Genomic DNA, 24,524 nt, shown 5'->3' on the forward strand with positions numbered 1-24,524 from the left:
GGATCTTGTGAGTCCGTGTTCGGGCGGACGAACATGCCCGCGATGCAGCAAAAAACTGAGTGGAAGTTGGGCAGCCCGCCCGATGCCGAGGTCCGGGTGGATCAGGAAGTGCTGGCGATGCGCGCGCCACTGGTCCGGGTGCATCGCGACGAGGGGGGAGCGTGGGCCTTCGACGGTCCGGGCCGCGAACCGCGTCCGGCGAAGCGGACCGTGCTCAGCGCCGTTGTCGGGGCCTGGCCGCACGTCGCCGCGTTGTCGCATCTGGACAACGGAACGGCGGCGGTCTGGTCCTGGAACAGGCACGGGTGGACCAGCGAGTTCGACTGCCGTTGCGGCAGTTGCGACCAGCCGGTCGCCGCGGACCTGGACCGCAGCACCTGGCCTGCCGACCTGCAGCCGAACGACCTGGTCAGCGTCGAGCAGACCGCGCTGGCAGGGCAGGTTCCGCTGCTGGACATCATCCACACACCCGGTGGCATCGCGATGCTCGGACCGGGCGGTCACCGTCGCACCAGCGACCAGATGACCCCCGTCGCGGTGGCCAACGTGATCCGCCGCTGGCCGCACACGATGCAGGCACTCCGTTCGTTGGACGAGGGCCGGGGCGTGAGCTGGAACGAGGAGAAGCTGAACTGGCACGAGTACCTGGTCGCCTGAGCGTTCCGCGTCCAGGATGAGCCCGGAACGTCCCGAACGGACGGAACGTCCCGAACGGACGGAACGTCCCGAACGGACGGGGCGCCGGGACGAACGTGCGCGGGGGTCAGCTGCCCGTGGTGTCCGCCAGCTCGGGATCGTGCTTGAGCACCCGCGCGTACAGCACTTCCTGCAGCCAGCGGCCGAAGAGCGACGCGCCGAACTCCGCGGAACGGTCTTCGGGACCGAACTGCAGCTCGGGTGGGTTGGGTCCGTCGACGGTCACCACGCCGATCCCGTAGTAGTTGAGTTCCATCAGCGGCAGCGTTCTGGTCAGCTGCGGGGCGGGCAGCAGCACCGCGCACGGAGCCAGCGTCATGAGCGTGCCGCACGCCCGGAGCGCGCGTCTGGCTCTGGAGACGGGAACGAGTACCCCGAGCAGGTCCACCGCCGCGATCGGCAGGTGATCGTGAATGTCGGGGTCGGACCAGGAGCGGAACCATGTGGGGTTGGGTTCCGGAGCCCAGCCGTGCTCGCTGCGCCACAGGTGGACGTCGTGACGTACCCGCGTCACGGCAGCGAACTGGCAGCCGTGGACCTCGATGTCCGTGACCAGACGCCCGTCCCAGCCGAGGGCGCGGGCCGCGTGCTCAAGCTGCTGCACCGCATCATCCTAAACGTGGCGATGTGCCGGTGAACAAGTGCTGCCGTGCGTTCCCCGTCCAGTCGTTATCCGGCCGTCTCGTTTCCGCTACGGCAGCAGGTGAGGACGGGTCGGCGCGGTCGCTTCGCGCGCTTCCGCCCGGTCGGATCCGCGACGGGGTCGGTGCGTGTTCGCCCGAGCGGTTAGTGTTCTCCGGCGTGAACCAGTACCGAGCCGGTTCGGGAGCGAACCAGGAGCAGGGCAGATGAGCCGGAAGGGGCGAATCCGCTCGAACCCGTTCACCGGGGGGCGCGGGGAGAACCAGATCACCGACCGGTTGACCAACCGGCCGGATCATTCACTGGTCGGCGTGATCCGAATGCCGGCTGCCGACGTCGGGCCGGTTCGCTCGATCGTCCGGCGGATCATCGGGGCGCTGCTGGCGCTGGGGATCGCGGTGCTCATCGTCTACGTGGGGCGTGACGGGTACAGCAATTCCACCGGTAAAGAGATCAGCCTGCTGGACGCCTTCTACTACGCGACGGTGTCCCTCTCGACCACCGGGTACGGTGACATCGCTCCGGTCACGCCGACGGCGCGGCTGTTGAGCGTGCTGGTCATTACGCCGCTGCGGGTGCTTTTCCTGATCGTGCTGGTCGGTACCACGCTGGAAGTGCTCACCGAGCGGTCCCGGCAAGCTTTCAAGATTCAACGCTGGAGGTCCAAGGTGCGCGACCACGTGGTCGTGATCGGTTATGGAACCAAGGGGCGCTCGGCGGTGACCGCGCTGCTCGGTGACGGCGCGGAACCGGGGCGGATCGTCGTCGTCGACACCGACCACGTCTCGCTCGAAGCAGCGTCCTCGCTCGGACTCGTCACGGTCAACGGTTCCGGTACGCGGTCGGACGTGCTCCGGGTGGCCGGTGTGCAACGCGCTCGCGCCATCGTGGTCGCCCCCGCGCGGGACGACACCGCCGTGCTCGTCACGCTCACCGCTCGCGAACTCGCGCCCAAGGCGCAGCTGGTGGCCGCGGTCCGGGAGGCCGAGAACGTGCATCTGCTCCGGCAGTCGGGCGCGGATTCGGTGGTGGTGTCGAGCGAGACCGCCGGGCGATTGCTGGGCATGGCCACCAGCACGCCGTCCGTGGTGGAGATGTTCGAGGACCTGCTGACCCCCGATGTCGGATTCGCCATCGCCGAACGGGCGGTGGAGCCCCACGAGGTCGGTGGTTCGCCCCGCCACCTGCCCGACATCGTGCTCGGTGTGGTGCGGAACGGCGCGCTGTTCCGGGTCGATGCTCCGCAGGCGGACTCGATCGAGGACGACGACCGGTTGCTCTACGTCAAGAAGGTCGATTCCGACACCTGACCGTGGTCTGCGACACCCCTCGTGAACCTTCTGGCACGATCGTCGTGTGGGGCGACGACGAAGCTCGGCATCGGTGGCTCTGATCTTGCTTGTCCTGGGGTCGCTCGGAATCGGGGTGGTGGCCGTCTCCTGGTGGTCCTGGCCGAACGCGCTCGGTGGGAACGCTCGGTCCGAATTTCACCCCGCGGAGGCCGTGGTGATCGATTCCGCTCCGTGCGGCACGTCCACCGAGGGCGATCTGGTGGAGGTGCGGGTGGGTGGCGAAACCCGCCGGGCGCGCTTCGACGGGTGTGGTCACCTACCGGGGCAGAAGCTGGCAGTGCGGGTCCCCGCCGCATCCGGGGAGAACCTCGTCGTGCGGCCGGCCGAGCGGCCGAGCAGCGGTCTCTCGGAGCGGGTGACGTGGGTGCTGCTGTCCCTTTCCGGGGTGGCCGGTGGCGGCTACGCGATGCTGCTGCGTTCCGGCCGGAGTCCGGCGAGCGACGACCGCGAACGGCTGGGGTTGCCCGGCTGACCGTCCGCATCGGCGTGTTCGCGCGGGAGAACGTTGTTAATCCACTGTGGATGGTTCCGCGAGCCAGGTGTTGCATTCGACGATCTCGTTCTTGTAGAAGCCTTGCTCGACCCAGGAGGCGTTGCTGGCCTCGGTCCCGTGGTCGCGCTGCTTGTTGTGCTCGTCCCCGCGAAGGGACGAGTCCTGCAGCGCGGGGAAGATGTAGTCGTCGCTGACGCCACCGTTCTGCAGGGCGGCCAGCGACATGCCTTCGAAGCAGGTCGCCTGCAGCTCCGACCGCCGCGAGAGTTCCAGGCCGTCGGGGGTACCGACGCCGCCCACGTCGTACAGCGCATTGCCGTAGGCGGCGTTGATCCCCGTCATTCCCTGCAGCGCATGGCCGAACTCGTGGGCGAACTGCCCGAGGTACACGCCCGGTCTGGATCGGCCTTCCTCGTCGGCGTAGTACCGCGCGGTCATGTAGATCGTGTGATTTCCGGGGCAGTACATCGCGGTCTGGTTCCAGTTCCGCGTTCCGCAGGGGCTCTGGACGTCGTCTCCGGAGGTGACCACGGTCGGCGTCACAACGGGAAGGTTCGCGTCCCGCAGGGCCGGTTCCCACATCTCCATCAGACAGGGCAGCACTGCCTGGTAGAAGGCGTCCTGGCCGGCCACCGAGGTGTCGAACGCAGGCATGTCGCACGCGGTCTGGACAGCCCCGTTGCCGGTGATGTTGAACGGATTCTCGCCGTGGGCCACCACCCGTTGCGGCCCTGGGGCCGTCTGCGTGGTCTCGGTGGCCCCGGTGGTCTCGTATCCGGGCTCGACCGATCGCTCGGTGGAACCGTCGGCATCGGTCGTGGTGGGGATGGTGGGCTGGTCGCTCGTGGTTTCCCAGGCGAACGTGTCGTGTGGCGGGGAATTCTCGGCGGTCGTCCCGCCACCGTCGGCCAACAGGGTGGTCGTGGCGACGCCGAAAGCGCCCATCGTCAGCAGGAAGAAACCGGAGACTACGGCGAGGATGATGAGCACCGGGTTCGGTCCCTGGCGGTGTGGCGGCCCGGGACGGCGCGGTGGCATCGGCGGCGGCGCCTGCCCACCAGGCGGTGCGCCCCGAGGCGGCACGCCCCACGGCCCATGCGGCGGCTGTGGTGGCATCGCGGGAGGCGGTCCCTGCGGGGGTGGTGGCTGCGGAGGTGGTGGTTGCGGAGATGGCTGGGGTGGGGCCTGACCATCTCGGCCGGACGGCGGAGCGCCCGCTCCCGGCGGCGGTAAGGGGCGGGCCGAGGGCGGTGGCGCCACCGGACGTCCGTGCGGGCGGCCGTCCTGCGGCGGCCGTGGTGGTTGATTCATGCCTGGTTCCCCCCGATTCGTCGGCGTCGGCCCGTCTGGTGTGGATGGTCGCGGGTCAGCGGACCGCGTCCGCCTCGGCCAACCAGGTGTTGCACTGGTGCGTGCGGTTCAGCTCGTGGCCCAGTTGAGCCCAGGCCCCGTTGCTCTCCGGAGTTCCGTGGTCGGGCCGGTCGTCGCGCGGGTCGTCACCGCGCCTGCCCGCGTCGGCAAGGGCGTCTTCGGCGAGTTCGCCGGATTCCGCGCCGCGTTCCCGCACCGATCCGAGGAACATGCCGCCGAAGCAGGTCGCCTGCAGCTCGAAGCGGCGGGAGATCTCGTGACCACGTCGCGATTCCGGTTTCGCCGCGTTCCGTCTGTCCCAGGACGCGTCCATGATCCCCGCGAGCGCTTGGACGTGGTGCCCGTACTCGTGCGCCAGCTGTCCGAAGTAGACCGCGGCGTGGTCGCCGTGACCCTCGATGTCGCGGTAGTAGTTGCCGGTCATGTAGATGGTTCCGCTGCAGTACAGCGCGGTCTGGGAGGCGTCCCGCGGACCGCAGGGGGTGTCCACCTCGTCGACCACCGGGACGACCTCGGGTCCGTGGAAGGGCAGGTCTGCTGCCTCCAGCACGGGTTTCCACGCGCGGTCGAGACAGGTCAGCGTCGCCTCGAAATAGGCGTCCTGGCTCTCGGCCGAAGCATCGAACCGTGGCAGCGCGCAGACCGTCGGCTCGATCCCGATACCCCTGCGGTTCAACGGATTCCGGCCGGGAGCGGCAGGCACGAAAACGGCGGGACCGGCAGCCGTCGGAGCTGCCTGCGCGACGGCGGGGGTGTGGTTCGCCGAATCGGAGCCGGAAACCCGCGACGGTGGGGGATGCGATTCGAAGGACGCCGGTGAGCTCGGTCGCGCGATGGCGACGGTGGGGGGCGGCGGGTCCGCGGGACGCGACCACCACGCCAGCCCTACCGTGACCAGTGCCGACGACGCACCGAGCAACACCGAAACCGCTGTCACCGCCCAGCGGTTTCCGCGTCGGGGGACGGCTACGTGTTCTGCTCGGCCGCGGTCGTCCGGCCACCCAGGGTCCGACATCGACCGAAATCCCCCTGCGCTCGTGGTTCGAGTGGTGCCGCGGTGCTCGGATGCCGAGTACTTGCACCGAATGCGGGGCAGAGCTTAATGGCGACCGGATATCGTCCGGGCCGTGTTGACCAAAAGGGTTCCGAAATCGATCGTCGCCCTGCTCGGTGCGATGGTCGCCGTCGGAACACCAGAACCGGCATTCGCGCAGGACGAACCGCCGGGAAGTCTCACCACCGAACTCGACCTGAAGCTGGAGCGTGACGGCCTGCTCTCGGTGACCGAGCGGATCACGGTTCCCGACGGCGAACCCGTGCACCGCGCGATACCGCTGCGCCTGCCCGACGGTTCCGCCGAGGAGCGCGTGTTCTCCGTCGAGGATGTGCGCATCGAGGGCAACGGAGATGTCCACACCGACGGCGACGAACTCGACCTCACCGTCCGCCCCGGGGTCTCGACCCTGACCTACGCGGTGCGCGGGGCGGTGGCCGATGTTCCCGGCGCCCAACAGGTGCGCTGGCAGGTGACCGGAGGATGGGACACCACCGTGGGACGAGTGGAGATGTCCTCCTTCCTCTCCCCGCAGCTGGCCCGGTCGATCGAGTGCTTCGCGGGCGAGACCGGGAGCCGATCCCGCTGCGACAGCTTCGAGATCGGGCACACGCAGTCGGTGCGGGTCACGACCCGCGGGCTCGCCCCGCAGGACCGGGTCGACGTGCGGTTGCGGCTACCCGTCGGCGCGGTACCGGCGAACGCGGTCGTGAAAGAGCGCTTCGATCCGGCGGACGCGTTCTCGTTGAATGCCGCCACCGGAGCGGGATTGGCGGGGATCGGATTGCTGCTGATCGGGAGTTTCGGGCTCCTCTGGTACGCGCGCGGCCGGGACGAGCGCATCGCCGCCGACGAGGTGGGACCTGTGGAGGTGCTGTTGACCGACTCGGCGGGCGGTGTCACCTTCGCGTCCCCCGACGGGGTGCTGCCGGGGCAGGTCGGCACGGTGCTGGACGAACACGTGGACGTGATCGACGTGGTGGCCACCGTTCTGGATCTGGTCGTGCGCAACTACCTGCACATCGAAGAGGAGACGGACGGCCGGGACTGGCGTCTGGTCCGGCTGAACCCGCCGGACGACGCGCTGCGGCCGTACGAGCGGGCGGTGTACGAGGCACTGCTCGGCGAGCGCTCCGACGTCCGGATCAGCCGGCTGCGCGAGCAGCAGGCCGGACCGGACGTGACCGGCATCCGCGCCGCCCTCTACGCGGACGTCGTCCAGCAGGCGTGGTTCCGCAGGCGGCCGGATTCGGAACGGGACCTGTTCTGGTGGGTGGGGGTCGGGATCGCGCTCGGTGGCGGCGCGCTCACCGTCCTGCTGGCGCTGACCGGTTCGTTGGCCCTGCTGGGCGCGGGGCTCGTGCTGGGAGGGATCGCGTTCGCCCTCGGTGCGCGGGTCATGCCCGCGCGTACCGCGCGGGGTGGCGCGCTGGTCGCTCAGGTAAACGGTCTCCGGGAGTACCTCCGCGCGGTGGACCCGCAGGCCATTCCCGCGGCCGACCGGGAAATGGTCTTCTCGCGGTCGCTGCCCTACGCGGTCGCACTGGGGGAGGCGGAACGCTGGTTGGAGAAGTTCGCCGGACTTGATCCGGGAGCGGACGGAACTCCGGGGCTCCACTGGTACGGAGAACCGGCACGGGGTGGTGCCACGATGCCGAACCTGCGGCGCTTCCGCGAGCGGTTTCCCCGATTGCTCGCCGAGCTGGACGTGGTGCTGACCAGCGCGGGCGGGTTGCGCTCGTAGCCCGGGCGGCGATCCACGCCGTGCCCGCGGACGCGCCGCCAACCCCCAGCCGTGGCGTGCTGCTGCACGGCCCCAAGGACCGTGCGAACGGCGATGTCGGGAACGTCCGACACGCCGAAGCGGTCCCCAGGGGGCACAGCGCGAAGTGGCCGGACGCACGTAGGCTGCACGCATGGTCGAACCCCAACTGCATCGCGTCACTCTGCCCAACGGGCTGCGCGTGGTGTTGGCGCCGTACTCGACCGAGGGCCGGTCCGCCGCGGGCCAGGCTCCGGTGGTCGGTGTCAGCGTGCACTACGACGTGGGATTCCGTTCCGAACCGGAAGGCCGAACAGGTTTCGCGCACCTGTTCGAGCATTTGATGTTCCAGGGCAGTGAAAGCCTGGAGAAGCTCGCGCATTTTCGGCACGTGCAGGGGTCGGGCGGGATCTTCAACGGGTCGACGCACCAGGACTACACCGACTACTTCCAGATCCTGCCGTCGGCAGCGCTGGAACGCGGGCTGTTCCTCGAAGCCGACCGCATGCGCGCGCCCAAGATCACCGAGGAGAACCTGCGGAATCAGGTGGACGTGGTCAAGGAGGAGATCCGGCTCAACGTCCTCAACCGACCCTACGGCGGTTTCCCGTGGATTCTGCTCCCGCCGGTGCTGTACTCGACCTTCGCGAACGCGCACAACGGATACGGTGATTTCACCGATCTCGAGCGGGCGACCGTCGACGACTGCGCGGCCTTCTTCGACACCTTCTACGCCCCCGGCAACGCGGTGCTGACCATCGCGGGCGACATCGACGTCGACCACGCGACCGAACTCGTGCACAAGCACTTCGGCGACGTCCCGGCCAGGGAGGTCCGGCCGCGCCCGTCGTTCGCCGAACCGTTCCCGACCGAGCAGGTCACCTCCCGCCAGACCGATCCGCACGCCCCGCTGCCCGCCGTCGCGCTCGGCTACCGGCTGCCGGACCCGGTCGGCGAACTCGACGCCTACCTGGCCAACGTGGTGCTGGCGACGGTGCTGACCGACGGGGACGCCTCCCGCCTGCAGCAGCGGATGGTCTACCAGGATCCGCTGGTCGTCGACGTCCACGCGGGTGCGGGCCTGATGGGCGCACCGCTGGACGCCCGCGACCCGGACACGTTCACGCTGACGGCCATCCACACCCCCGAAGTCGGTGTGGAACGCGTCGTCGGTGCGGTCGACGAGGAACTGGAAAAGCTGGCGGCCGACGGGCCGAGCGCCGAGGAGCTGGGCCGGGTCACATCGCGCTGGTCGGCCGGGTTGTACCGGGAACACGATCGCCTCATCTCGCGCACGCTCGACCTCGGCAGCGCAGAACTGCTGCACGGTCGCGCCGAACTGATTTCCGAGCTGCCCCAGCGGGTCGCCGAGATCACCGCGAAGGACGTCTCGGCCGCCGCGGAAGCATTGCGCGCCGACGCCCGCGCGGTGCTGGAGATCGAACCCGCCACGAACTCCGCAGGAGGTACGGAATGACCCGGTCTACGCACCGAAGTGCCGAGGAGATCGGCCGTACCGAGGCCGGTCCGCGACCCCTCCCGCCGCTGGGCGAGCAGCGCCAGGGCGTGCCCCCGGCGACCGTGGACACCGTGCTCGAAAACGGGCTCCGCGTGATCGCGGCGCGGCACGGCACGGTCCCGATGGTCGAACTGCGGTTGCGCATCCCGTTCGCCGGTGACGACAGCAGCCATCCCGCGCGGGCCGAGGTGCTCGCCGAGACCGTGCTGACCGGAACCGAACGCCGCGACCGGGTGCAGGTCGACAAGGACCTCGCCGCCGTGGGCGGTGCGCTGCACGCGGTGGTCGATCCGGAGCGACTCAGCTTCGCGGGCGACGCGCTCTCCAGTGGGGCGGAAACGTTGCTGGAGGTACTCGGCGATGCGTTGACGGGTGCTGTTTACACCGAGGACGAGGTCGCGGGCGAGCGGGACCGGCTCGTCGACCGCATCGCGGTGGCGCGCTCGCAACCGCGCACCATCGCGCGGGAAGAGCTCCAGCGGCACCGCTACGGCGACCACCCGTTCGTCCGTGAGGTTCCGCAGGCCGCCGACGTCGCCGAGGTCACAGCCGAACAGGTGCGCGCCCTGCACCGGGAAGCGGTGCTGCCGCGTGGTTCGGTGCTGGTGCTCGTCGGCGACCTCGACCCGGAGCAGGCGGTCGCCGACGTCGACCGCGTGCTGGGGGGCTGGCGCTCGGAGGCCTCCGCGCGGGAGCTGCCCGCGCTGCCCCTGGTGCGGGGCGGTGACGTCCGGCTGCTCCACCGTGAAGGTGCCGTGCAGTCCCAACTGCGGTTCTCCGCGCAGGCGCTGCCGCGGACGGACCCGGGTTACGCGGCGCTGCAGATCGCCAACCTCGCGTTCGGCGGGTACTTCTCGTCCCGCCTCGTCGAGAACATCCGCGAGGACAAGGGCTACACCTACGGCGCGCACTCGTCGTTCGAGTTCACCGACGGGAACGGGACCGTGCTGGTCGACGCGGACACAGCCAGCGAGGTCACCGCCGCGGCGCTGCACGAGATCCGGTACGAGTTCGGTCGGCTCGCCCTGGTGCCGCCGACCGAGAGCGAGATGGAATCGGCCCGCCAGTACGCGATCGGCGGTCTGCTGACCTCGACGTCCTCCCAAGCGGGGATGGCTTCCATGCTGGTCTCGCTGGCCTCCGCCGGGCTCGGACAGGACTGGCTGCTCGCGCACCCGGACCGGTTGCGGGCGGTGACCGTCGAGCAGGTCGCGGAGGCGGCGCAGTTCTACGCGCCCACGGCGTTCACCGGGATCGTGGTGGGCGACGCGAACAAGCTCAGCGAACCGCTCCGCGCACTGGGCGGTGTGGAGCTGCCGTGATGCTCGGGATGTCCGGTCGCGGAGGCGGCAGCAGCAGTGGAGAGCGAGTGAGGCGAGCGTGAGTTCCGAAGCGTGCGCACGGCCGGTGCCGGAGACCGAACTGGGGTGGCCGGGCTTCCAGCTGGACTCCGCGCCGCTGCTGTCGCGTTCGACGGTGGACCGGAGCGAGCCGCTGCGGGAGGCACCCGAAGGGACCGCCCGACTGTGGACCACCGGCCGCGTTCTGCTGGTCGACAGCAAGGGGCGCAGCCCCTTCGTCGAGGACCGGTTGGACTACCAGGTGGCTGCCGACTTCGGGGCCGGTCCGCTGCCCAACGCCGTGCTGCTGGGCGCCGAGGACGACGTCGGCTACTGGGCCCTGCGCACCGGACGCGACGGTGCGCAGGAGGGCTGGCGCGACCTTCGCGCGGGCGGCACGCTGCTCAGCGACACCGACGCGGGGCTGCTGACCACCGCGGTCGGACTGCTCAACTGGCACGATCACGCCCGCTACTGCGCGGTGTGCGGCGCCGAGACCATGCGTGTTCGCTCCGGGTGGGCAAGGCACTGCACCGGCTGTGACCGGGAGGAATACCCCCGGACGGATCCGGCGGTGATCTGCCTGGTGCACGATGGTGCGGACCAGGTGCTGCTCGCTCGCCAACCGTCCTGGCCCACCGACCGGTATTCGGTGCTCGCCGGGTTCGTCGAGGTCGGTGAGTCGCTGGAAGCCTGCGTGGCCCGTGAGGTGCTGGAGGAGGTCGGCGTGCCCGTATCCGGGGTGCGTTACCTGGGTAGCCAGCCCTGGCCGTTCCCGCGCTCGTTGATGCTCGGGTTCGCGGCAACGGCCGACCCCTCGGTGCCGATCCGACCTGCCGACGGAGAGATCGAAGACGCCCGTTGGGTGCATCGCGACGACGTGCTCGCCGCTCTGGAGGCCAACGGTGAGGCGGTCCGTGGGCTGCGCATGCCGCCGGGCGTTTCCATCGCACATCGGATGCTCCGCGGCTGGGCCTACTGGGAATAGCCACCTCGCACCGAGTGCGTCGTGGCGGCCGGTGCTTCGGCGTGTGCCGCGCGCTCCGGTGAGCAGCGGGTCGGGCGGGCCGGTGGCGCCGACGGCCGACACGCGTGCCCGCGGCAGCGGGTGTGACCCGGTTCGTGCGGGCGCTTCTGCGAAGATGCCGGGCATGGCCGAGAAACCGCGACTTCTGGAAGGGTTGGATCCGGAGCAGCACGCGGCGGTCATCGCCCCTCGTGGACCGGTGTGCGTGCTTGCGGGCGCCGGTACCGGCAAGACCCGCACGATCACCCATCGCATCGCCTACCTGGTGCAACGCGAGTTGGCCGTACCGCAGCAGGTGCTCGCGGTCACGTTCACCGCTCGCGCCGCCGGTGAAATGCGCACCCGACTGCGTGCGCTGGGGGCGGCGGGCGTGCAGGCGCAGACCTTTCACGCGGCCGCGTTCCGGCAGCTGCGGTACTTCTGGCCACAGGTGCACGACACGCAGGTCTGGCCACTGCTGGACAACAAGTTCCGGCTGGTGATGCAGGCCGCGCACCGCCTCGGGGTGTCCACCGAGAAGGAGTCGGTGCGCGACCTCGCCGGTGAGATCGAGTGGGCGAAGGCCTCGTTGATCAGCCCCGAGCAGTATCCGGCCGAGGTGACGCGACTCGGCCGATCCGCACCGATCGCCCCGCAGCAGATCGCGCAGGCCTTCGCAGGCTATGAGCAGCTCAAGAACCGGGCACAGGTGCTGGACTTCGACGATCTGCTGCTGCACACGGCAGCCGTCCTGGAGGAGCATCCGGAGGTCGCCGAGGAGTTCCGCACCCGGTACCGCTCCTTCGTCGTCGACGAGTACCAGGACGTCAACCCGCTGCAGCAGCGCGTGCTGGATGCCTGGCTCGGCGAACGCGACGACCTCACCGTCGTCGGTGACGCCAACCAGACGATCTACTCCTTCGCCGGAGCGGCCCCCAAGTGGTTGATCGGCTTTCCCCGCCGGTTCCCGGAAGCGACGGTGGTGCGGCTGGAGCGGGACTACCGATCCACCCCGCAGGTGGTGTCGCTGGCCAACCAGGTGATCGATTCGGCGCGAGAGCGTCCGGCGGGCACCCGGCTCCGGCTGGTGGGGCAACGCGCGAACGGGCCACGCCCGGATTTCGCCGAGTACGACGACGAGCCCGCCGAGGCCGAGGCGGTCGCGCGGAAGATCGCCGACCTGGTCAAGCGCGGTGTGGCGCTGTCGGAGATCGCGGTGCTCTTCCGGGTCAACGCGCAGTCGGAGGCCTACGAGAAGGCGCTCGCGGATGCCGAGATCCCGTACCAGGTCCGCGGCGGTGAGCGGTTCTTCGCGCGGAACGAGGTCAGGCAGGCGATCGTGGCGTTGCGGACGGCGGCAACTCGGGGCGGACCCACGGGAGACGGACTGCCGGCGGTGGTCCGTTCGATCCTCGGCGATGTCGGCCTCACCGACGAACCGCCGTCGGGCGGGTCCGCGCGCGAGCGGTGGGAATCGTTGATCGCGTTGGTCGAACTCGCGGAAGAATTGACCGGAACCGTGCCGGATGCCGACCTGGCCCGTTATCTGGGCGAGCTGGAGGCGCGGGCCGAATCGCAGCATCCGCCGACGGTCGAAGGCGTGACGCTGGCCTCGTTGCATTCCGCCAAGGGGCTGGAGTGGGACGCGGTGTTCCTGGTCGGTCTGGTGGAGGGCACGCTACCGATCCAGCACGCCGGGGACGACGCGGCGATCGAGGAGGAGCGCAGGTTGCTCTACGTCGGCGTCACCCGTGCTCGGGAGCATCTGCACCTGTCCTGGGCGCTGGCGCGCGCTTCGGGGGGCAAGCGCTATCGCAGGCGCAGCCGGTTCGTCTACAACCTCGTGCCCGACGAGCATCCCGCGGCGTTGCCGACGCGGCCGAAGCAGCGTGAGGCGGTGCCCGCCAAGCGGACGGCCCAACCGCGTTGCCGGGTTTGCAACGGCTCGCTGGGCAACACGATGGACATCAAGATGGGGCGCTGCTCCGACTGCCCGTCCGATGTGGACGAAGAGTTGCTCGTCCGGTTGAAGTCCTGGCGTGGCGAGCGCGCCCGGCAGCTCAGCGTGCCCTCGTACGTCGTGTTCACCGACGCGACGCTGACCGCGATCGCCGAGCAGCGGCCGTGCGACGAGGCCGCGCTGGTGGCGATCTCGGGGATCGGAGCATCCAAGGTGCGCAAGTTCGGCGCCGATGTGCTGGCCCTCGTGCAAGGCCGGAACTGACTTCGAAAGTCGCCCTCCCGCGAGCAGTTCCGGCGGACCCGTGCGGATGGACCTTTCGGGACGGTCGACCGCGCCTCCGCGTTGACCAGTAAGGACGCCGGGTCTACGCCTGAACGAGGGGAATCTCGAAAAATCAGTTGCGGCCCGGCCGTCGAGGCAAATAATCTGCGAATGCGCGAAGCCCGGGTGCGCTGAAAACCCGGTACGACCCGAAGGGAGGGACACCATGTTGAAGGACCTGATGGTTTCGACGTGCGGTCTCCTCGCGATCGGGGACGTCGCTTCGTCGCATGTCGTCCGGAACAAGCGCAGCTTTGGCTCCGTGCTCTCCATTCCGCGAGAGCGCCGTACAGCTGTTTCGCACAGTGCCGATCTGTGCCGGTCCGTATCCGAACGCGCCTACGATCCGCTGATCTAGGCACGTTTGAAGGCTTCTGCAAGCCGCGGACCCGCACCGGGTCCGCGGCTTTTTTGTGCGCTCCAGCCACCCGCTGCCGTTCACCACCCCGGCCCCGCACCCAGGCGGGAGACAAGGAGGAACCGATTGATGTTGACCACTGGCGTTCCGATAGCAGACGGAGCCGAGGCTCAGCGGGCCGGCGACGCGGCGGGAACGCTGCTCGACGGCGGGCTGGAGGCCGGCGACGAGATTCCGTGCCGCCGCGACCCGGACCGCTGGTTCGCCGAGAGTCCGGCGGAACTGGAGCGGGCGAAGTCGTTGTGCCGCGAGTGCCCGATCAAGACCCAATGCCTGACCGGTGCGCTCTCCCGAGGTGAGCCGTGGGGTGTCTGGGGCGGCGAAATTCTCGCGCACGGCGCGGTGGTCGAGCGCAAGCGGCCACGTGGTCGGCCCCGCAAGCACCCGCTTCCGGAACAGGCACCAGCCGGGAAGGAGCGGGCGGCATGACGCGCACGACGGTTGGGCGATTCCCGGCGGATCTACTTTCAGGAGGACAGGTTCGAATGCTGTTGCCCGAAGAAATGACCAGGATACGAAGACAGGAGTTGCTGGCGGAGGCAGAACGAGAACGGTCGGCCACTCGGCTCCGCCGAGGTCGGTGGTGGGGTTGGCTGGCCGGATTCGCCGCCGATCGGGCGGAACACGCGCGCAGGGGTGGGTGAGGGGTCGTATGGTTTTCGACCATGACGCATTCGCACGATGGCATCGACTGGGACGCCCGGCTGCGGCAGCTCCGCGAGGGCGATGAGCTTGCCGCACCGGAAACGCGGGCGCTCGTCGGCCGGTTGCTCGAATCCGGGGACCGCTCGGTGATCGATGTGGGGTCCGGCGCGGGAGGGGCCGCGGCGGAGTTCGCCAGTGTCCTCGGCAAAGTCGGGGGAACTCTGACGGTGGTGGATTCGGCTCCGGAGTTGTTGTCCGCCGCATTGGACCGGGTGGAGCAGGTGGCGAGTCCACACCTGCACGTTCGATCGGTGCTGGCGGATGCGGCCGAGGACGATGCGATGGCGGGGATCGAACCGGCCGATCTCGTGTTCGTGTCGATGGTCGCGCACCACCTGCCCGATCAACTCGCGGGCCTGCGCCGCTTCGCGGATCTGACCCGCCAGGGGGGAAGGTTGGCGCTGGTCGAGTTCGGGCTGGAGCAACGGGTGCTGCCCTGGGACGTGGGGGTGGGGGAACCGGGGCTGGAGGACCGGCTGCTGGCCGCGCGTGCCGAGTGGTTCAGGTCCATGCGCGCCGATATGCAGGGGGCGGTGCGACTTCCGATGGGCTGGTCGGCAGCACTGTCCGAAGTCGGACTGCGCGACGTGCGCTCGTGGCACTACTTGGTCGATCGCCAGGCGCCGCTGTCGGACCTCGAACGTCGGGCCGTGCTGCGTCGGCTGGAGTGGTTCCGGAAGGTCGAGGAGCACGTGGTGGAAGCGGATCGGCATGCGCTGAACGAGCTTCTCGACGAGGAGGGCCCGAACTTCGCGGGTCATCGTGACGACGTCTACGTGACGGCGACCTACGCGGTGCACGTGGGCAGCCGGAACTGATCGGGCAGGGCGGTTCACCCCGGCCAGTGGTGCCCCGGTGTCCCGCCCGGCCGTTCCCGCGGACGGCTCGGCGGGCTCTCCGTCCGCCGTGGCGCGATCAGCTCCGCTCGGCGAAACCCGGCTGCCACTCGGTGATGATCTTCCGGGCGGCGACCCTGGCGTCGAGCTGGCAGAGCACGCCGGTCGCACCGAGCGTGACCCGGTGGATGAGCAGGTAGTCCGGTGGGAGGTTCAGCGAGCGACCGGTGCTGAACTCCGGGCTGCGGAGATCGCCCACCCGTTCGGCCTGTCCCTGCATCCACGCCCGGTTGAAGTGGAACACCTCCGTGCGGACCGGATCGACGAAGGGACCGAGGTATGCCTGGACGTCCTCGGCCCGCAGGCCGCTTTCGGTCTGGACGAAGCGGTCCGAGCGCAGCAGGTCCAGCAGCTCCTCGGCGCGATCGTCCAGCGCGAGCCTGAGCATGCGTCCCATCGTCTCCGGTAACCCGTCGGGTAGCCGCGAGACGGCGCCGAAGTCGATGACCACGAGACGGCCGTCGGGCAGCAGGGCGAAGTTCCCCGGATGCGGGTCCGCGTGCAGCGCTCCCGCCCGTGCCGGGGAGGAGAAGTGGAACTCGGCGAGTAGCCGCCCCACCTCATCGCGTTCCTCCTGCGCACCATCGGCGATGATCTCGGCGAGCGGTTTTCCGGCCACCCATTCGGTGACGATGACCTTGGGCGAGCTGGCCACCACCCGCGGGATGCGGATCTGGTCGTCACCGTCGTAAGCGGCCGCGAACCGACGTTGGTTCTCCGCCTCGGTGCGGTAGTCGAGTTCCTCGGCCATCCGTTCCTGCAGCTCGAGCAGGAGCGGTTTCACCTCCGCGCCGGGGGCCAGCGACTGGAACAGCGGGGAGAAGCGGGTGAGTTGACGCAGGTCGGAACGCAGTGCTTCGTCCGCGCCGGGGTACTGCACCTTCACGGCGACCTCGCGACCGTCGTGCCAGCGCGCGCGGTGCACTTGTCCGATGCTGGCGGCGGCGGCCGGGGTCTCGTCGAACTCGGCGAACCGGTCCCGCCAGGCACGGCCGAGCTGCTCGTCGAGGACTCGCCGGACGCTGGTTCCCGACATCGGCGGGGCCGACGACTGCAGCTTCGTCAATGCTTCGCGGTAGGGCCCCGCCATCTCGTTGGGCACTGCCGCTTCGAACACGCTCAACGCCTGCCCGAACTTCATGGCGCCGCCCTTGAGCTGTCCGAGGACCGCGAAGAGCTGCTCGGCGGTCTTCGCCGACACGTCGGCGTTGATCTGCGCGGCGTCCTGACCGGTGAGCCGCTTGCCCCAGCCGGCTGCCACCCGCCCCGCAACACCCAGCGGAAGTCCGGCCAGTTTGGCGCTGCGGTGCGCCGCCCGGCGGGGGATGTCGGTCACGAGAGCTCCTTTCCCGCACACGAGTGGCCTGCCCGGCGCCGAGCATCCCCGGCGTCGAGGCTCAGTTCACATGCTAGAGGCTCACGGGAAAGGTGTGGGCATTGATCGTCCGCCCAGTCCTGTGGATTGGGCTGAACGGCGCACCGGTGGAGACGACGCGGGTGGGTCGTCACATCAGGACCCACCCGCGTGGTTCGGTCAAGCCTTGCCCAGGATGCGGGTCATCTTCGTCCCGCACACGGGGCAGGTGCCCTTGGCCATCCGGCGCCCGTTGGTCTCCGAGACCTCGCCGGTGAAGTCGCGCTTCTCCCGGCACTTGACGCAGTAGCCGTTGTACGTATCGGCCACGGCTCCCCTCCTTCATGTTGTGACCCGGCGTGTTGCCGAATCTTCTAGAGCCCGGGTCCGGGCCGCGCTGGGGGAACGGTACATGTGGCTCATTCGACATGCAGGCATATAGAGGATCGCATGTACGGCTGAATGGCGTAACCCAAAAGGTGATCACGCTGGGTAGGCAATTGCGGCAAGACTCACAGGGGGAGCGGATCGCGGCTGCGGATGGCTAAGCTTTGGCGCCGTGGCCGAACCCGAAGTCGAGGTGCGCCGCAGCAAGCGCCGCCGCCAGACGGTGAGTGCCTATCGGGACGGTGACAAAGTCGTCGTGCTGATACCGGCCCGCATGAGTCGCGCGGAGGAGAAGCGCTGGGTGGCCGACATGCTCAGTCGATTGCAGCGCAGCGAGACCCGCAGGCGATCACCCGCGCGGAACTCGGACGAAGCGCTGGTCGAACGCTGTCGAGAACTCTCGGAGCAGTATTTGGACTCGCGGGCGGAACCGACCGGAGTCCGGTGGGTGCGGCCGATGCGCACTCGCTGGGCCTCGTGCACGCCCGCGGACGGGACGATCCGGGTGAGCACACGCCTTCGGGACGTGCCCGGCTGGGTTCTCGACTACGTCCTGGTGCACGAGCTCGCGCACCTGCTCGTGCCGGGCCACGGTGCCGACTTCTGGAAATGGGTCTACAGGTATCCCAAGACCGAGCGCGCGGTCGGATTCCTGGAAGGGTTGTCGGCCGCTGCGGCGCTGGACCTCTCCCTGGAGGACGATGAGTCCTCCTGACGGGACCGCCCGCTGCGGAGACCGCTGGCCGCTGCCACTGCGGCGGTGGCTACTGCTGCGGCACGGGAACCGCGCTTTCCGAACCTCCCCCGCGACCAGCGAGGGAGGTTCGGATAGCGACGGTTACTTCTCGTCGTCCCGCTTGGAGTCGTCCTGCCCGGAGTCGTCCGCCGAGTCCTGCTCGCCGGCATCTTCCTCGGCCTGCGCTGCCTCGTCCGCCTCCGCCTTGCGGATCGCGGCGATCGGGTCGTCGAGGTCCGTGTGCTCCGCGCCCCAACGGTCGGCGAAGTCCAGCGGCTCGTCCAGGTCGGAGGCATCCGGCAGCAAGTCCGGGTGCTCCCACACCCGATCCCGGCTCTCGATCCCGTGTCGCTCGGTCATCAACCGCCAGAGATTGGCCGCCGCGCGGAGCTTGCGCGGGCGGAGCTCCAGCCCGATCAGATTCGCGAAGGTCTGCTCGGCGGGCCCGCCGCTCGCACGACGACGGCGCACCGTCTCGCTGAGGGCGTCGGCGCCGGGCAGCCGTTCACCGACCGCGTCGGTGACTACCACGTCAACCCAGCCCTCGACCAGCGCGAGCAGCGTCTCCAACCGCTTCAGCGCGGCTTCCTGCTCCGGTGTGGTCTTGGGTTCGAGCATGCCGGACGTCATCAGCTCCTGCATGGAACTGGGGTCGGTCGGGTCGATCTTGCTGGCCATCTCCTCCAGCGCGGAGGTGTCCACCCTGATGCCCTGCGCGTACTCCTCGACGGTCGCCAGCAGCCGCTGCCGCAGCCACGGCACGTGGCTGAACAGCCGGTGGTGCGCTGCTTCCCGGGCGGCGAGGAACACCGTCGCCTCGCTCGCCGGGCGGTCCAAGCCCTCGACGAACCGCTCGATGTTGGCCGGTAGCAGCGCGGCCGTTCCCTCCGAAGCCAGCGGCAAGCCGACATCGGTCGAGGTCAGGACTTCGCTGCCGAGCTGCGCGAGACTGCTGCCCAGCTGCGAGCCGAACGTGAGCCCACCCATCTGGCCGAGCATCGACAGGAGTGGCCCCGCAGCCTGCTTGGCCTCTTCCGGCATCGCTTCGATCCAGGAGTTGGAAACGCGCTGGGCGACCGGGTCGCAGAGCCGCTGCCACGTGGGCAGGGTCTTCTCCACCCAATCAACCGACGACCAGCTCTGCACCGTGCGGGTGCCCGCCGGAAGCGAGGTGGTGGGGTCGAGCCAGAGTTCGGCGAGGTGGATGCCGTCCTCGATGGCCTTGACCTGTTCCTGGGTGGGTCGTTCGGTGCGCTGGTTGCTGTGCAGCTGCTGCACCGCCATCTGCTTGGCCAGGTCGTAGTTGACCGGTCCCGTGTTGCCGCCACCGGAGTGGCTGAGGACCTGGCCGAGTTGCGTCAGCATCTGCCCGAGGCTGCCCATGTCGAAATTCGGCATGCCGCCCGGACCGGGCATGCCGCCGAAACCGAACCCGGGGAAGCCCCCTGAATTTTCGGCGCCACTTTCCGAGCGCCCTTCCGACGAATCGCGCTTGTCGCGGTCGTCGGGATCTTGCGGGCCGAACCCGAACGGCACATCACTCATGGTTACAGCCTACGCGGCATTCGGCCTCGGGCAGAAGCCGTCCGCCGCGTCCCACACCCTCGGCGACCTCGAAGCACTCCACCGCACACCGGGCGCGGAGGGGACGCGGCATCCGGTGTGCGGGCACCTCGCCCGTTCCTCCGTGCGCGAACACGTAGCCTGTGCCCCCGTGAACCGCCGAACGTGGACGCTGCTGACGAGCGTCGTGCTGGTCGTCGCCTTTGGTTTGCTCGGTGCGTTCGTGCCGGTGCCGTTCGTGGCGCTGGGGCCGGGGCCCACCTACAACACCCTCGGGGTGGACGGGGACCGGCCGGTGGTGCGGATCGACGAGCAGCGAACCTTTCCGACCGACGGGCACCTGAACATGACCACCGTGTCGGTGACCGACGAGCTGTCCCTGTTCGGGGCGCTCGGCCTGTGGGCGAGCGGGCGGTACGCCCTGGCTCCTCGCCACCTGTACTTCCCGCCGAACAAGAGCGACCTGGAGATCGAGAAGGAGAACACCGCGGCCTTCAAGGACTCGCAGACCTCGGCGGAAACGGCCGCGCTGGGCTACCTCGGATACCCCACGAAGGTGGTTGCGCAGGAGATCATCAAGGACAGCCCGGCGGACGCGGTGCTCGAACCCGGTGATGAGTTGGTGGCCGCGAACGGGCGTCCGCTCACCGACGCGGCGTCGCTGCAGGGGGCGTTGTCCGGGAGCAAGCCGGGTGATCGGGTCGAGATCCGGTACCGGCGCGGTGACGAGCCGGTCCGTTCGGCCCAGGTCGAGCTGGCGCGGACGCCGGACGGGCCGCAGGGATTCCTCGGTGTGGCGCCGACCGCGCGTCCGAACGCGGATTTCGAGATCGACATCGGACTCTCGGACGTCGGCGGCCCTTCCGCGGGACTCATGTTCGCGCTGGCGATCGTCGACAAGCTGACGCCGGGGGCGATGAGTGGTGGCAAGTTCATCGCGGGAACCGGTGAGATCAACGCGGCGGGCAAGGTCGGCCCGATCGGGGGCATCCGGTTCAAGATGCTGAAGGCGCGGGAAGCCGGCGCCACCACGTTCCTGGTTCCGGCCGAGAACTGCGTGGAGGCGGAGGCGCACGCCGTGGACGGGCTGCGACTGGCCAGGGTCGGGACGCTGGACGAGGCGACGAACGCGCTGGAGGCCATCCGCACCGGGCGACCGCCCGTCAGCTGCTGAGGCGCCGGTGGGCCGGGTGCCCGCGGGTGGCCGCCGCCCGGTCGGGCGACGGCCGTCGGGACCGGGCGACCGGCCCCCGCGAGCAGCGTGATCAGCGAGCGGCGTGATGGGAGCGGCCTGCTCAGGGGGCGAAGGTCTCCTTGAGGGCCCCCAACAGGTTCGGCGCCAGCGAACGGTCCTGCACGATTTCGCCCGGTGTGTCGTCGTCGGTCGCCCTGAGCCGCATCACGCACGATTCGCCACCGTTGCGGAGGACGGCAGCGACCAGGCGTGCCTCCTGTCGTTCGGGATGCTCGGCGGCGGCCTTCCGCGCGGCCTCACCCTCGCCCGGCAGCTCCTCTTCGGCCCCGGGCGGGAGTACGAGGATCTCCTGCACGACCGCGCAGCCGATGACCTGTTCCGGCCAGGCGATGCGGGCCAGCGCCTCGGAAAGGTCGTCGGAGGGGAGTGATTCCTGGGCGATGGGGGTCAGCGGGGCGTCGGCATCGAGCTGCTCGGCCAGGTTGGGGTCGGCGGTGAGCAGTTCCGCGGTGTCGACGAGGGCGAAGACCTGCACGGGTTGGTCCCAGCCGGCCGTCGCGATGAACTCTTCGATTTCCCGGGTCGCCTGCGGCAGTGCGGCCGCCATGTCGTCGGTGGATTCCGGTGGCATGCGTTCATCGTCGCACCCGGTCACGGCCGCCCACGGGCCGCACGTCGAACGTGCCGCGATGTCGGATTCACCCGGTTTCGGCATGCGGTCCCGTGGAGCGTTGTGGTAGGTCGTAGAGTTGAACATCACGAGGGCGGCCGGCTGGGTCGGTGCCCCCAGGATGATTGATCGTCACCAGGAGAGTGCGCTGTGGCCATGCGGCCCCCGGCGGGAATGCCGAAACTGTCCAGGCGAAGCCGGATCCTGTTGATCCTCGGCGGGGTTGCGCTGGTCGCCCTGCTCGCTGGGTCGAGGATGCTCGGCGCCTACGTCAACTGGTTGTGGTTCGGGGAGGTGGGCTATCGCTACGTCTTCACGACGCAAGTCCTGACCCGCTTGTCCCTCGGTCTCTCGGCGGCGTTCTTCGTCGGCGGTGTGCTCGCGCTGAGCCTGTGGCTGGCCTACCGCAACCGGCCCGTGTTCGTCCCAGTCAGCGGACCGGAAGATCCGCTCGCGGGTTACCGGACCGTCATCACCGAACGAGTGCGGTTGTTCGGGATCGGCATCCCGGTGATCGTCGGTGTGCTGACCGGGCTCGCGGCTCAGACGGACTGGCAGACCGTGCAGTTGTTCCTGCACAGCACGCCGTTCGGCATTCAGGACCCCGAGTTCGGCAACGACATCAGCTTCTACACGTTCCAGCTGCCGTTCTACCGGCTGCTGCTCACGTGGGCGTTCGTCGCGGTGACGATCGGGTTCATCGGTGCGCTGATCACCCACTACATCTTCGGCGGCATCCGGCTCGCCGGGCGCAGCGGCCAGATCGCGGCCGCCGCGCGGGTCCAGCTGGCCGTGCTGGCCGGTATCTTCGTGCTGCTCAAGGCCGTGGACTACTTCTTCGACCGCTACGACCTGCTGCTCTCCGAACGCAGCGATCTCTTCACAGGTGCCACCTACACCGATCTGCACGCGGTCATGCCCGCCAAGCTGATCCTGCTGTGCATCGCGGTGTTCTGCGCCTTCGCGTTCTTCGCGGCGATCTTCTTGCGGAACCTGCAGATCCCGGCGCTGGCCACGGTGCTGCTGGTGCTCTCCAGCGTGCTCGTGGGGGCCGTGTGGCCCGCGCTGCTGGAGCAGTTCTCGGTGCGGCCGAACGCCAACGAGCGCGAGGCCCAGTCGATCGAGCGGAACCTCGCCGCGACGAAGAACGCGTTCGGTATCGGCGACGACAAGGTCGACATCAAGCCCTACCCGGGACGTACCGACCTGTCCTCGTCGGAAGTCGCGCAGGACGAGGGCACGATCCCGAATATCCGGCTGCTCGACGCGAACGTCCTGTCCGACACGTTCACCCAGCTGACTCAGCAGTACAACTTCTACGGCTTCACCGAGAAGCTGGACGTGGATCGCTACCGCGACCAGAACGGCGAGCTGCAGGACTACCTCGTCGCGCTGCGGGAGATCAACACCGACGGTCTGGCAGCCAGCCAGCAAAGGTGGATCAACCGCCACATGGTCTACACGCACGGCAACGGCTTTGTGAGCGCACCGGCCGACCGCGTCGATTCGACGCTGGAGGACGGCCGCACTCAGGGCGGTTACCCGGTCTTCTCGGTCAGCGACGTGGCCAACGACGGACAGGGCCGCATCCCGGTCGACCAGCCGCGCACCTACTTCGGTGAGTTGGTGCAGGACTACGCCATCGTCGGTGGCGACCCGGGCGACGCGCCGCGCGAGTACGACACGGACAACCAGGCGTACACCTACACCGGCAAGGGCGGCGTCTCGCTGGGCAACTGGTTCAACCGACTCGCCTTCGCGGCTTACCACGGTGAGCGCAACATCCTGTTCAACCAGGCCATCGGGTCCGAGTCGAAGATCATCTACGAGCGCAACCCACGGGAGCGGGTGCAGAACGTCGCGCCGTGGCTGAAGCTCGACGGCGACCCGTACCCGACCGTCGTCAACGGCCGCATCAAATGGATCGTCGACGGGTACACGACGCTGAACAACTACCCGTACTCGAAGTTGACCTCGCTCGGTGAGGCCACCAACGACACCCTCAGCGGCGTCGAGCGGCTGCCCGACCAGGAGATCAACTACATCCGGAACTCGGTCAAGGCGACCGTGGACGCCTACGACGGCAGCGTCAATCTCTACACGACCGACAACCAGGACCCGGTACTCAAGGCCTGGAAGGGGGTCTTCCCCGGTCTGGTCAAGCCCAGCAGCGAGATCACGCCGGAGCTGCGTCAACACTTCCGGTACCCGGAGGACCTCTTCAAGGTTCAGCGCACGCTGCTGTCCCAGTACCACGTCGACGACCCGGGTGACTTCTACTCGACCCAGACGTTCTGGGAGGTGCCGCCGGACCCGACCAGCAGTGGTCAGGGCGCCGGGGAAGGCAATCAGCAGCCGCCGTACTACGTGGTTGCGCAGGTCGGCGACCAGCAGCAGCCGACCTTCCAGCTCACCAGCTCACTGACCGCGCTGCGCAGGCAGAACATGGCGGCGTGGATCTCGGCGTCGTCGGATCCGCAAAACTACGGTGAGCTGACCGTGTTGCGATTGCCCACCAACACGCAGACGGCCGGGCCGAACCAGGTTCAGAACCAGATGGAGTCGACTCCGGAGGTCACCGAGAACCGGACGTTGTTCAATAACCCGAACGTGAACGCGATCTTCGGTAACCTGCTGACGCTGCCGGTCAAGGGCGGTCTGCTCTACGTGGAACCGATCTACATCCAGCGCAACGAGCCGGATTCATATCCGCAGCTCGCACGTGTGCTGGTGTCGTTCGGTGGTGACGTCGGATTCGCGCCGACGTTGAACGGAGCGATGGAACAGGTGTTCGGTCCGGGTGCCGGGGACACACACACGGGGAGCAACCCGCAGCAGCCACCCGCCGACGGACAGCAGCAGCAGCCACCCACCGACGGTCAACCGGACCAGTCGGCCGACCCCCAGATGCGACAGGCCGTCGAGCAACTCAACAGTGCGATGGAGCGTGTCAGGTCTGCGCAGCAGTCGGGCAACCTCGGTGAGCTCGGGTCCGCGTTCGACGAGCTCGAAAAGGCCCTCGGCCAGTACGAGCAGGCGCAGGGCGGCGGCGGAAACTGAGTGCCAGGACGTGGCGGCGGA

At 69.0% G+C, this 24,524-nt stretch carries 20 protein-coding genes; 13 read left to right on the forward strand and 7 right to left on the reverse strand.

Annotated elements, in window-relative coordinates; translation table 11 throughout:
* Positions 1 to 42 precede the first annotated feature (42 nt).
* Complete coding sequence (locus ACYVAN_RS08535) at positions 43 to 657, forward strand: hypothetical protein (RefSeq protein WP_460957481.1); 615 nt, start codon at positions 43 to 45, stop codon at positions 655 to 657.
* 106 nt (positions 658 to 763) lie between these two features.
* Here the strand turns inward: ACYVAN_RS08535 and ACYVAN_RS08540 are convergent, their stop codons facing one another.
* Complete coding sequence (locus tag ACYVAN_RS08540; RefSeq protein WP_460957483.1) at positions 764 to 1,300, reverse strand: hypothetical protein; 537 nt, start codon at positions 1,298 to 1,300, stop codon at positions 764 to 766.
* Between the two features lie 244 nt (positions 1,301 to 1,544).
* On the opposite strand from ACYVAN_RS08540, the gene ACYVAN_RS08545 reads away from it, so the two are divergent.
* Both ACYVAN_RS08545 and ACYVAN_RS08550 read left to right on the forward strand, forming a co-directional pair.
* On the forward strand, positions 1,545 to 2,648 hold the full coding sequence (locus ACYVAN_RS08545; RefSeq protein WP_460957485.1) for a potassium channel family protein: 1,104 nt from the start codon (positions 1,545 to 1,547) through the stop codon (positions 2,646 to 2,648).
* A gap of 73 nt (positions 2,649 to 2,721) precedes the next feature.
* Positions 2,722 to 3,162, forward strand: coding sequence for a hypothetical protein (locus ACYVAN_RS08550; protein ID WP_460957487.1), 441 nt, complete (start codon positions 2,722 to 2,724; stop codon positions 3,160 to 3,162).
* Positions 3,163 to 3,198: 36 nt separating this feature from the next.
* Here the strand turns inward: ACYVAN_RS08550 and ACYVAN_RS08555 are convergent, their stop codons facing one another.
* Together ACYVAN_RS08555 and ACYVAN_RS08560 are read right to left on the reverse strand one after the other, a co-directional pair.
* Positions 3,199 to 4,173, reverse strand: coding sequence for a neutral zinc metallopeptidase (locus tag ACYVAN_RS08555; RefSeq protein ID WP_460957489.1), 975 nt, complete (start codon positions 4,171 to 4,173; stop codon positions 3,199 to 3,201).
* Between the two features lie 376 nt (positions 4,174 to 4,549).
* On the reverse strand, positions 4,550 to 5,569 hold the full coding sequence (locus tag ACYVAN_RS08560) for a neutral zinc metallopeptidase (protein ID WP_460957491.1): 1,020 nt from the start codon (positions 5,567 to 5,569) through the stop codon (positions 4,550 to 4,552).
* A gap of 112 nt (positions 5,570 to 5,681) precedes the next feature.
* Between ACYVAN_RS08560 and ACYVAN_RS08565 the strand changes: the two genes are divergently transcribed.
* From ACYVAN_RS08565 to ACYVAN_RS08595, 7 genes are all read left to right on the forward strand, one after another.
* The gene (locus ACYVAN_RS08565; protein ID WP_460957493.1) at positions 5,682 to 7,352 is read left to right on the forward strand and encodes a DUF2207 domain-containing protein; all 1,671 of its coding nucleotides are present in this window, start codon (positions 5,682 to 5,684) and stop codon (positions 7,350 to 7,352) included.
* A gap of 172 nt (positions 7,353 to 7,524) precedes the next feature.
* A complete protein-coding gene (locus ACYVAN_RS08570) occupies positions 7,525 to 8,847 on the forward strand; it encodes a M16 family metallopeptidase (protein WP_460957495.1) in 1,323 nt (440 codons plus the stop codon).
* Positions 8,844 to 10,211, forward strand: coding sequence for a M16 family metallopeptidase (locus ACYVAN_RS08575; RefSeq protein ID WP_460957497.1), 1,368 nt, complete (start codon positions 8,844 to 8,846; stop codon positions 10,209 to 10,211). Before ACYVAN_RS08570 ends, ACYVAN_RS08575 begins: the two co-directional genes overlap by 4 nt.
* A gap of 58 nt (positions 10,212 to 10,269) precedes the next feature.
* Entirely contained in the window at positions 10,270 to 11,217 is a 948-nt protein-coding gene (gene nudC / locus ACYVAN_RS08580; RefSeq protein WP_460957499.1) for an NAD(+) diphosphatase, read from the forward strand.
* Between the two features lie 163 nt (positions 11,218 to 11,380).
* A complete protein-coding gene (locus ACYVAN_RS08585; RefSeq protein ID WP_460957501.1) occupies positions 11,381 to 13,459 on the forward strand; it encodes an ATP-dependent DNA helicase UvrD2 in 2,079 nt (692 codons plus the stop codon).
* A 547-nt stretch (positions 13,460 to 14,006) separates the two neighbouring features.
* Positions 14,007 to 14,366: a WhiB family transcriptional regulator gene (locus ACYVAN_RS08590; RefSeq protein WP_460957503.1), complete on the forward strand. Its 360-nt coding sequence runs from the start codon at positions 14,007 to 14,009 to the stop codon at positions 14,364 to 14,366.
* 236 nt (positions 14,367 to 14,602) lie between these two features.
* Entirely contained in the window at positions 14,603 to 15,460 is an 858-nt protein-coding gene (locus ACYVAN_RS08595) for a class I SAM-dependent methyltransferase (protein ID WP_460957505.1), read from the forward strand.
* Positions 15,461 to 15,557: 97 nt separating this feature from the next.
* Here ACYVAN_RS08595 and ACYVAN_RS08600 read toward each other — a convergent pair whose 3' ends face one another.
* Both ACYVAN_RS08600 and ACYVAN_RS08605 read right to left on the reverse strand, forming a co-directional pair.
* Positions 15,558 to 16,874, reverse strand: coding sequence for an ABC1 kinase family protein (locus ACYVAN_RS08600; RefSeq protein ID WP_460957506.1), 1,317 nt, complete (start codon positions 16,872 to 16,874; stop codon positions 15,558 to 15,560).
* A gap of 198 nt (positions 16,875 to 17,072) precedes the next feature.
* Positions 17,073 to 17,222, reverse strand: coding sequence for a DUF5679 domain-containing protein (locus ACYVAN_RS08605; RefSeq protein ID WP_460957508.1), 150 nt, complete (start codon positions 17,220 to 17,222; stop codon positions 17,073 to 17,075).
* A gap of 229 nt (positions 17,223 to 17,451) precedes the next feature.
* Here ACYVAN_RS08605 and ACYVAN_RS08610 point away from each other — a divergent pair, with 229 nt between their 5' ends.
* Complete coding sequence (locus ACYVAN_RS08610; protein ID WP_460957510.1) at positions 17,452 to 17,994, forward strand: M48 metallopeptidase family protein; 543 nt, start codon at positions 17,452 to 17,454, stop codon at positions 17,992 to 17,994.
* Between the two features lie 123 nt (positions 17,995 to 18,117).
* On the opposite strand, the gene ACYVAN_RS08615 is transcribed toward ACYVAN_RS08610, so the two are convergent.
* Positions 18,118 to 19,560 carry a zinc-dependent metalloprotease gene (locus ACYVAN_RS08615; protein WP_460957512.1) on the reverse strand — a complete coding sequence of 481 codons (1,443 nt, stop codon included), beginning with the start codon at positions 19,558 to 19,560 and terminating at the stop codon, positions 18,118 to 18,120.
* Positions 19,561 to 19,729: 169 nt separating this feature from the next.
* Here ACYVAN_RS08615 and ACYVAN_RS08620 point away from each other — a divergent pair, with 169 nt between their 5' ends.
* Positions 19,730 to 20,752 (forward strand): YlbL family protein, encoded by a 1,023-nt coding sequence (locus tag ACYVAN_RS08620; protein ID WP_460957514.1) that lies wholly within the window; start codon positions 19,730 to 19,732, stop codon positions 20,750 to 20,752.
* Between the two features lie 121 nt (positions 20,753 to 20,873).
* Here the strand turns inward: ACYVAN_RS08620 and ACYVAN_RS08625 are convergent, their stop codons facing one another.
* On the reverse strand, positions 20,874 to 21,404 hold the full coding sequence (locus ACYVAN_RS08625; RefSeq protein ID WP_460957516.1) for a PPA1309 family protein: 531 nt from the start codon (positions 21,402 to 21,404) through the stop codon (positions 20,874 to 20,876).
* A 195-nt stretch (positions 21,405 to 21,599) separates the two neighbouring features.
* Here ACYVAN_RS08625 and ACYVAN_RS08630 point away from each other — a divergent pair, with 195 nt between their 5' ends.
* Entirely contained in the window at positions 21,600 to 24,503 is a 2,904-nt protein-coding gene (locus ACYVAN_RS08630) for a UPF0182 family protein (protein WP_460957802.1), read from the forward strand.
* Positions 24,504 to 24,524: the final 21 nt, after the last annotated feature.

It is taken from the genome of Parasphingorhabdus pacifica, assembly GCF_054779195.1.

Bases quoted from the DNA above. Each gene is read 5' to 3' on its own strand.
- ACYVAN_RS08535 (WP_460957481.1), top strand. From the start codon at position 43: ATGCAGCAAAAAACTGAGTGGAAGTTGGGCAGCCCGCCCGATGCCGAG.
- ACYVAN_RS08545 (WP_460957485.1), top strand. From the start codon at position 1,545: ATGAGCCGGAAGGGGCGAATCCGCTCGAACCCGTTCACCGGGGGGCGC.
- ACYVAN_RS08560 (WP_460957491.1), bottom strand. From the start codon at position 5,569: ATGTCGGACCCTGGGTGGCCGGACGACCGCGGCCGAGCAGAACACGTA.
- ACYVAN_RS08570 (WP_460957495.1), top strand. From the start codon at position 7,525: ATGGTCGAACCCCAACTGCATCGCGTCACTCTGCCCAACGGGCTGCGC.
- ACYVAN_RS08575 (WP_460957497.1), top strand. From the start codon at position 8,844: ATGACCCGGTCTACGCACCGAAGTGCCGAGGAGATCGGCCGTACCGAG.
- ACYVAN_RS08585 (WP_460957501.1), top strand. From the start codon at position 11,381: ATGGCCGAGAAACCGCGACTTCTGGAAGGGTTGGATCCGGAGCAGCAC.
- ACYVAN_RS08590 (WP_460957503.1), top strand. From the start codon at position 14,007: ATGTTGACCACTGGCGTTCCGATAGCAGACGGAGCCGAGGCTCAGCGG.
- ACYVAN_RS08595 (WP_460957505.1), top strand. From the start codon at position 14,603: ATGACGCATTCGCACGATGGCATCGACTGGGACGCCCGGCTGCGGCAG.
- ACYVAN_RS08615 (WP_460957512.1), bottom strand. From the start codon at position 19,560: ATGAGTGATGTGCCGTTCGGGTTCGGCCCGCAAGATCCCGACGACCGC.
- ACYVAN_RS08625 (WP_460957516.1), bottom strand. From the start codon at position 21,404: ATGCCACCGGAATCCACCGACGACATGGCGGCCGCACTGCCGCAGGCG.
- ACYVAN_RS08630 (WP_460957802.1), top strand. From the start codon at position 21,600: ATGCGGCCCCCGGCGGGAATGCCGAAACTGTCCAGGCGAAGCCGGATC.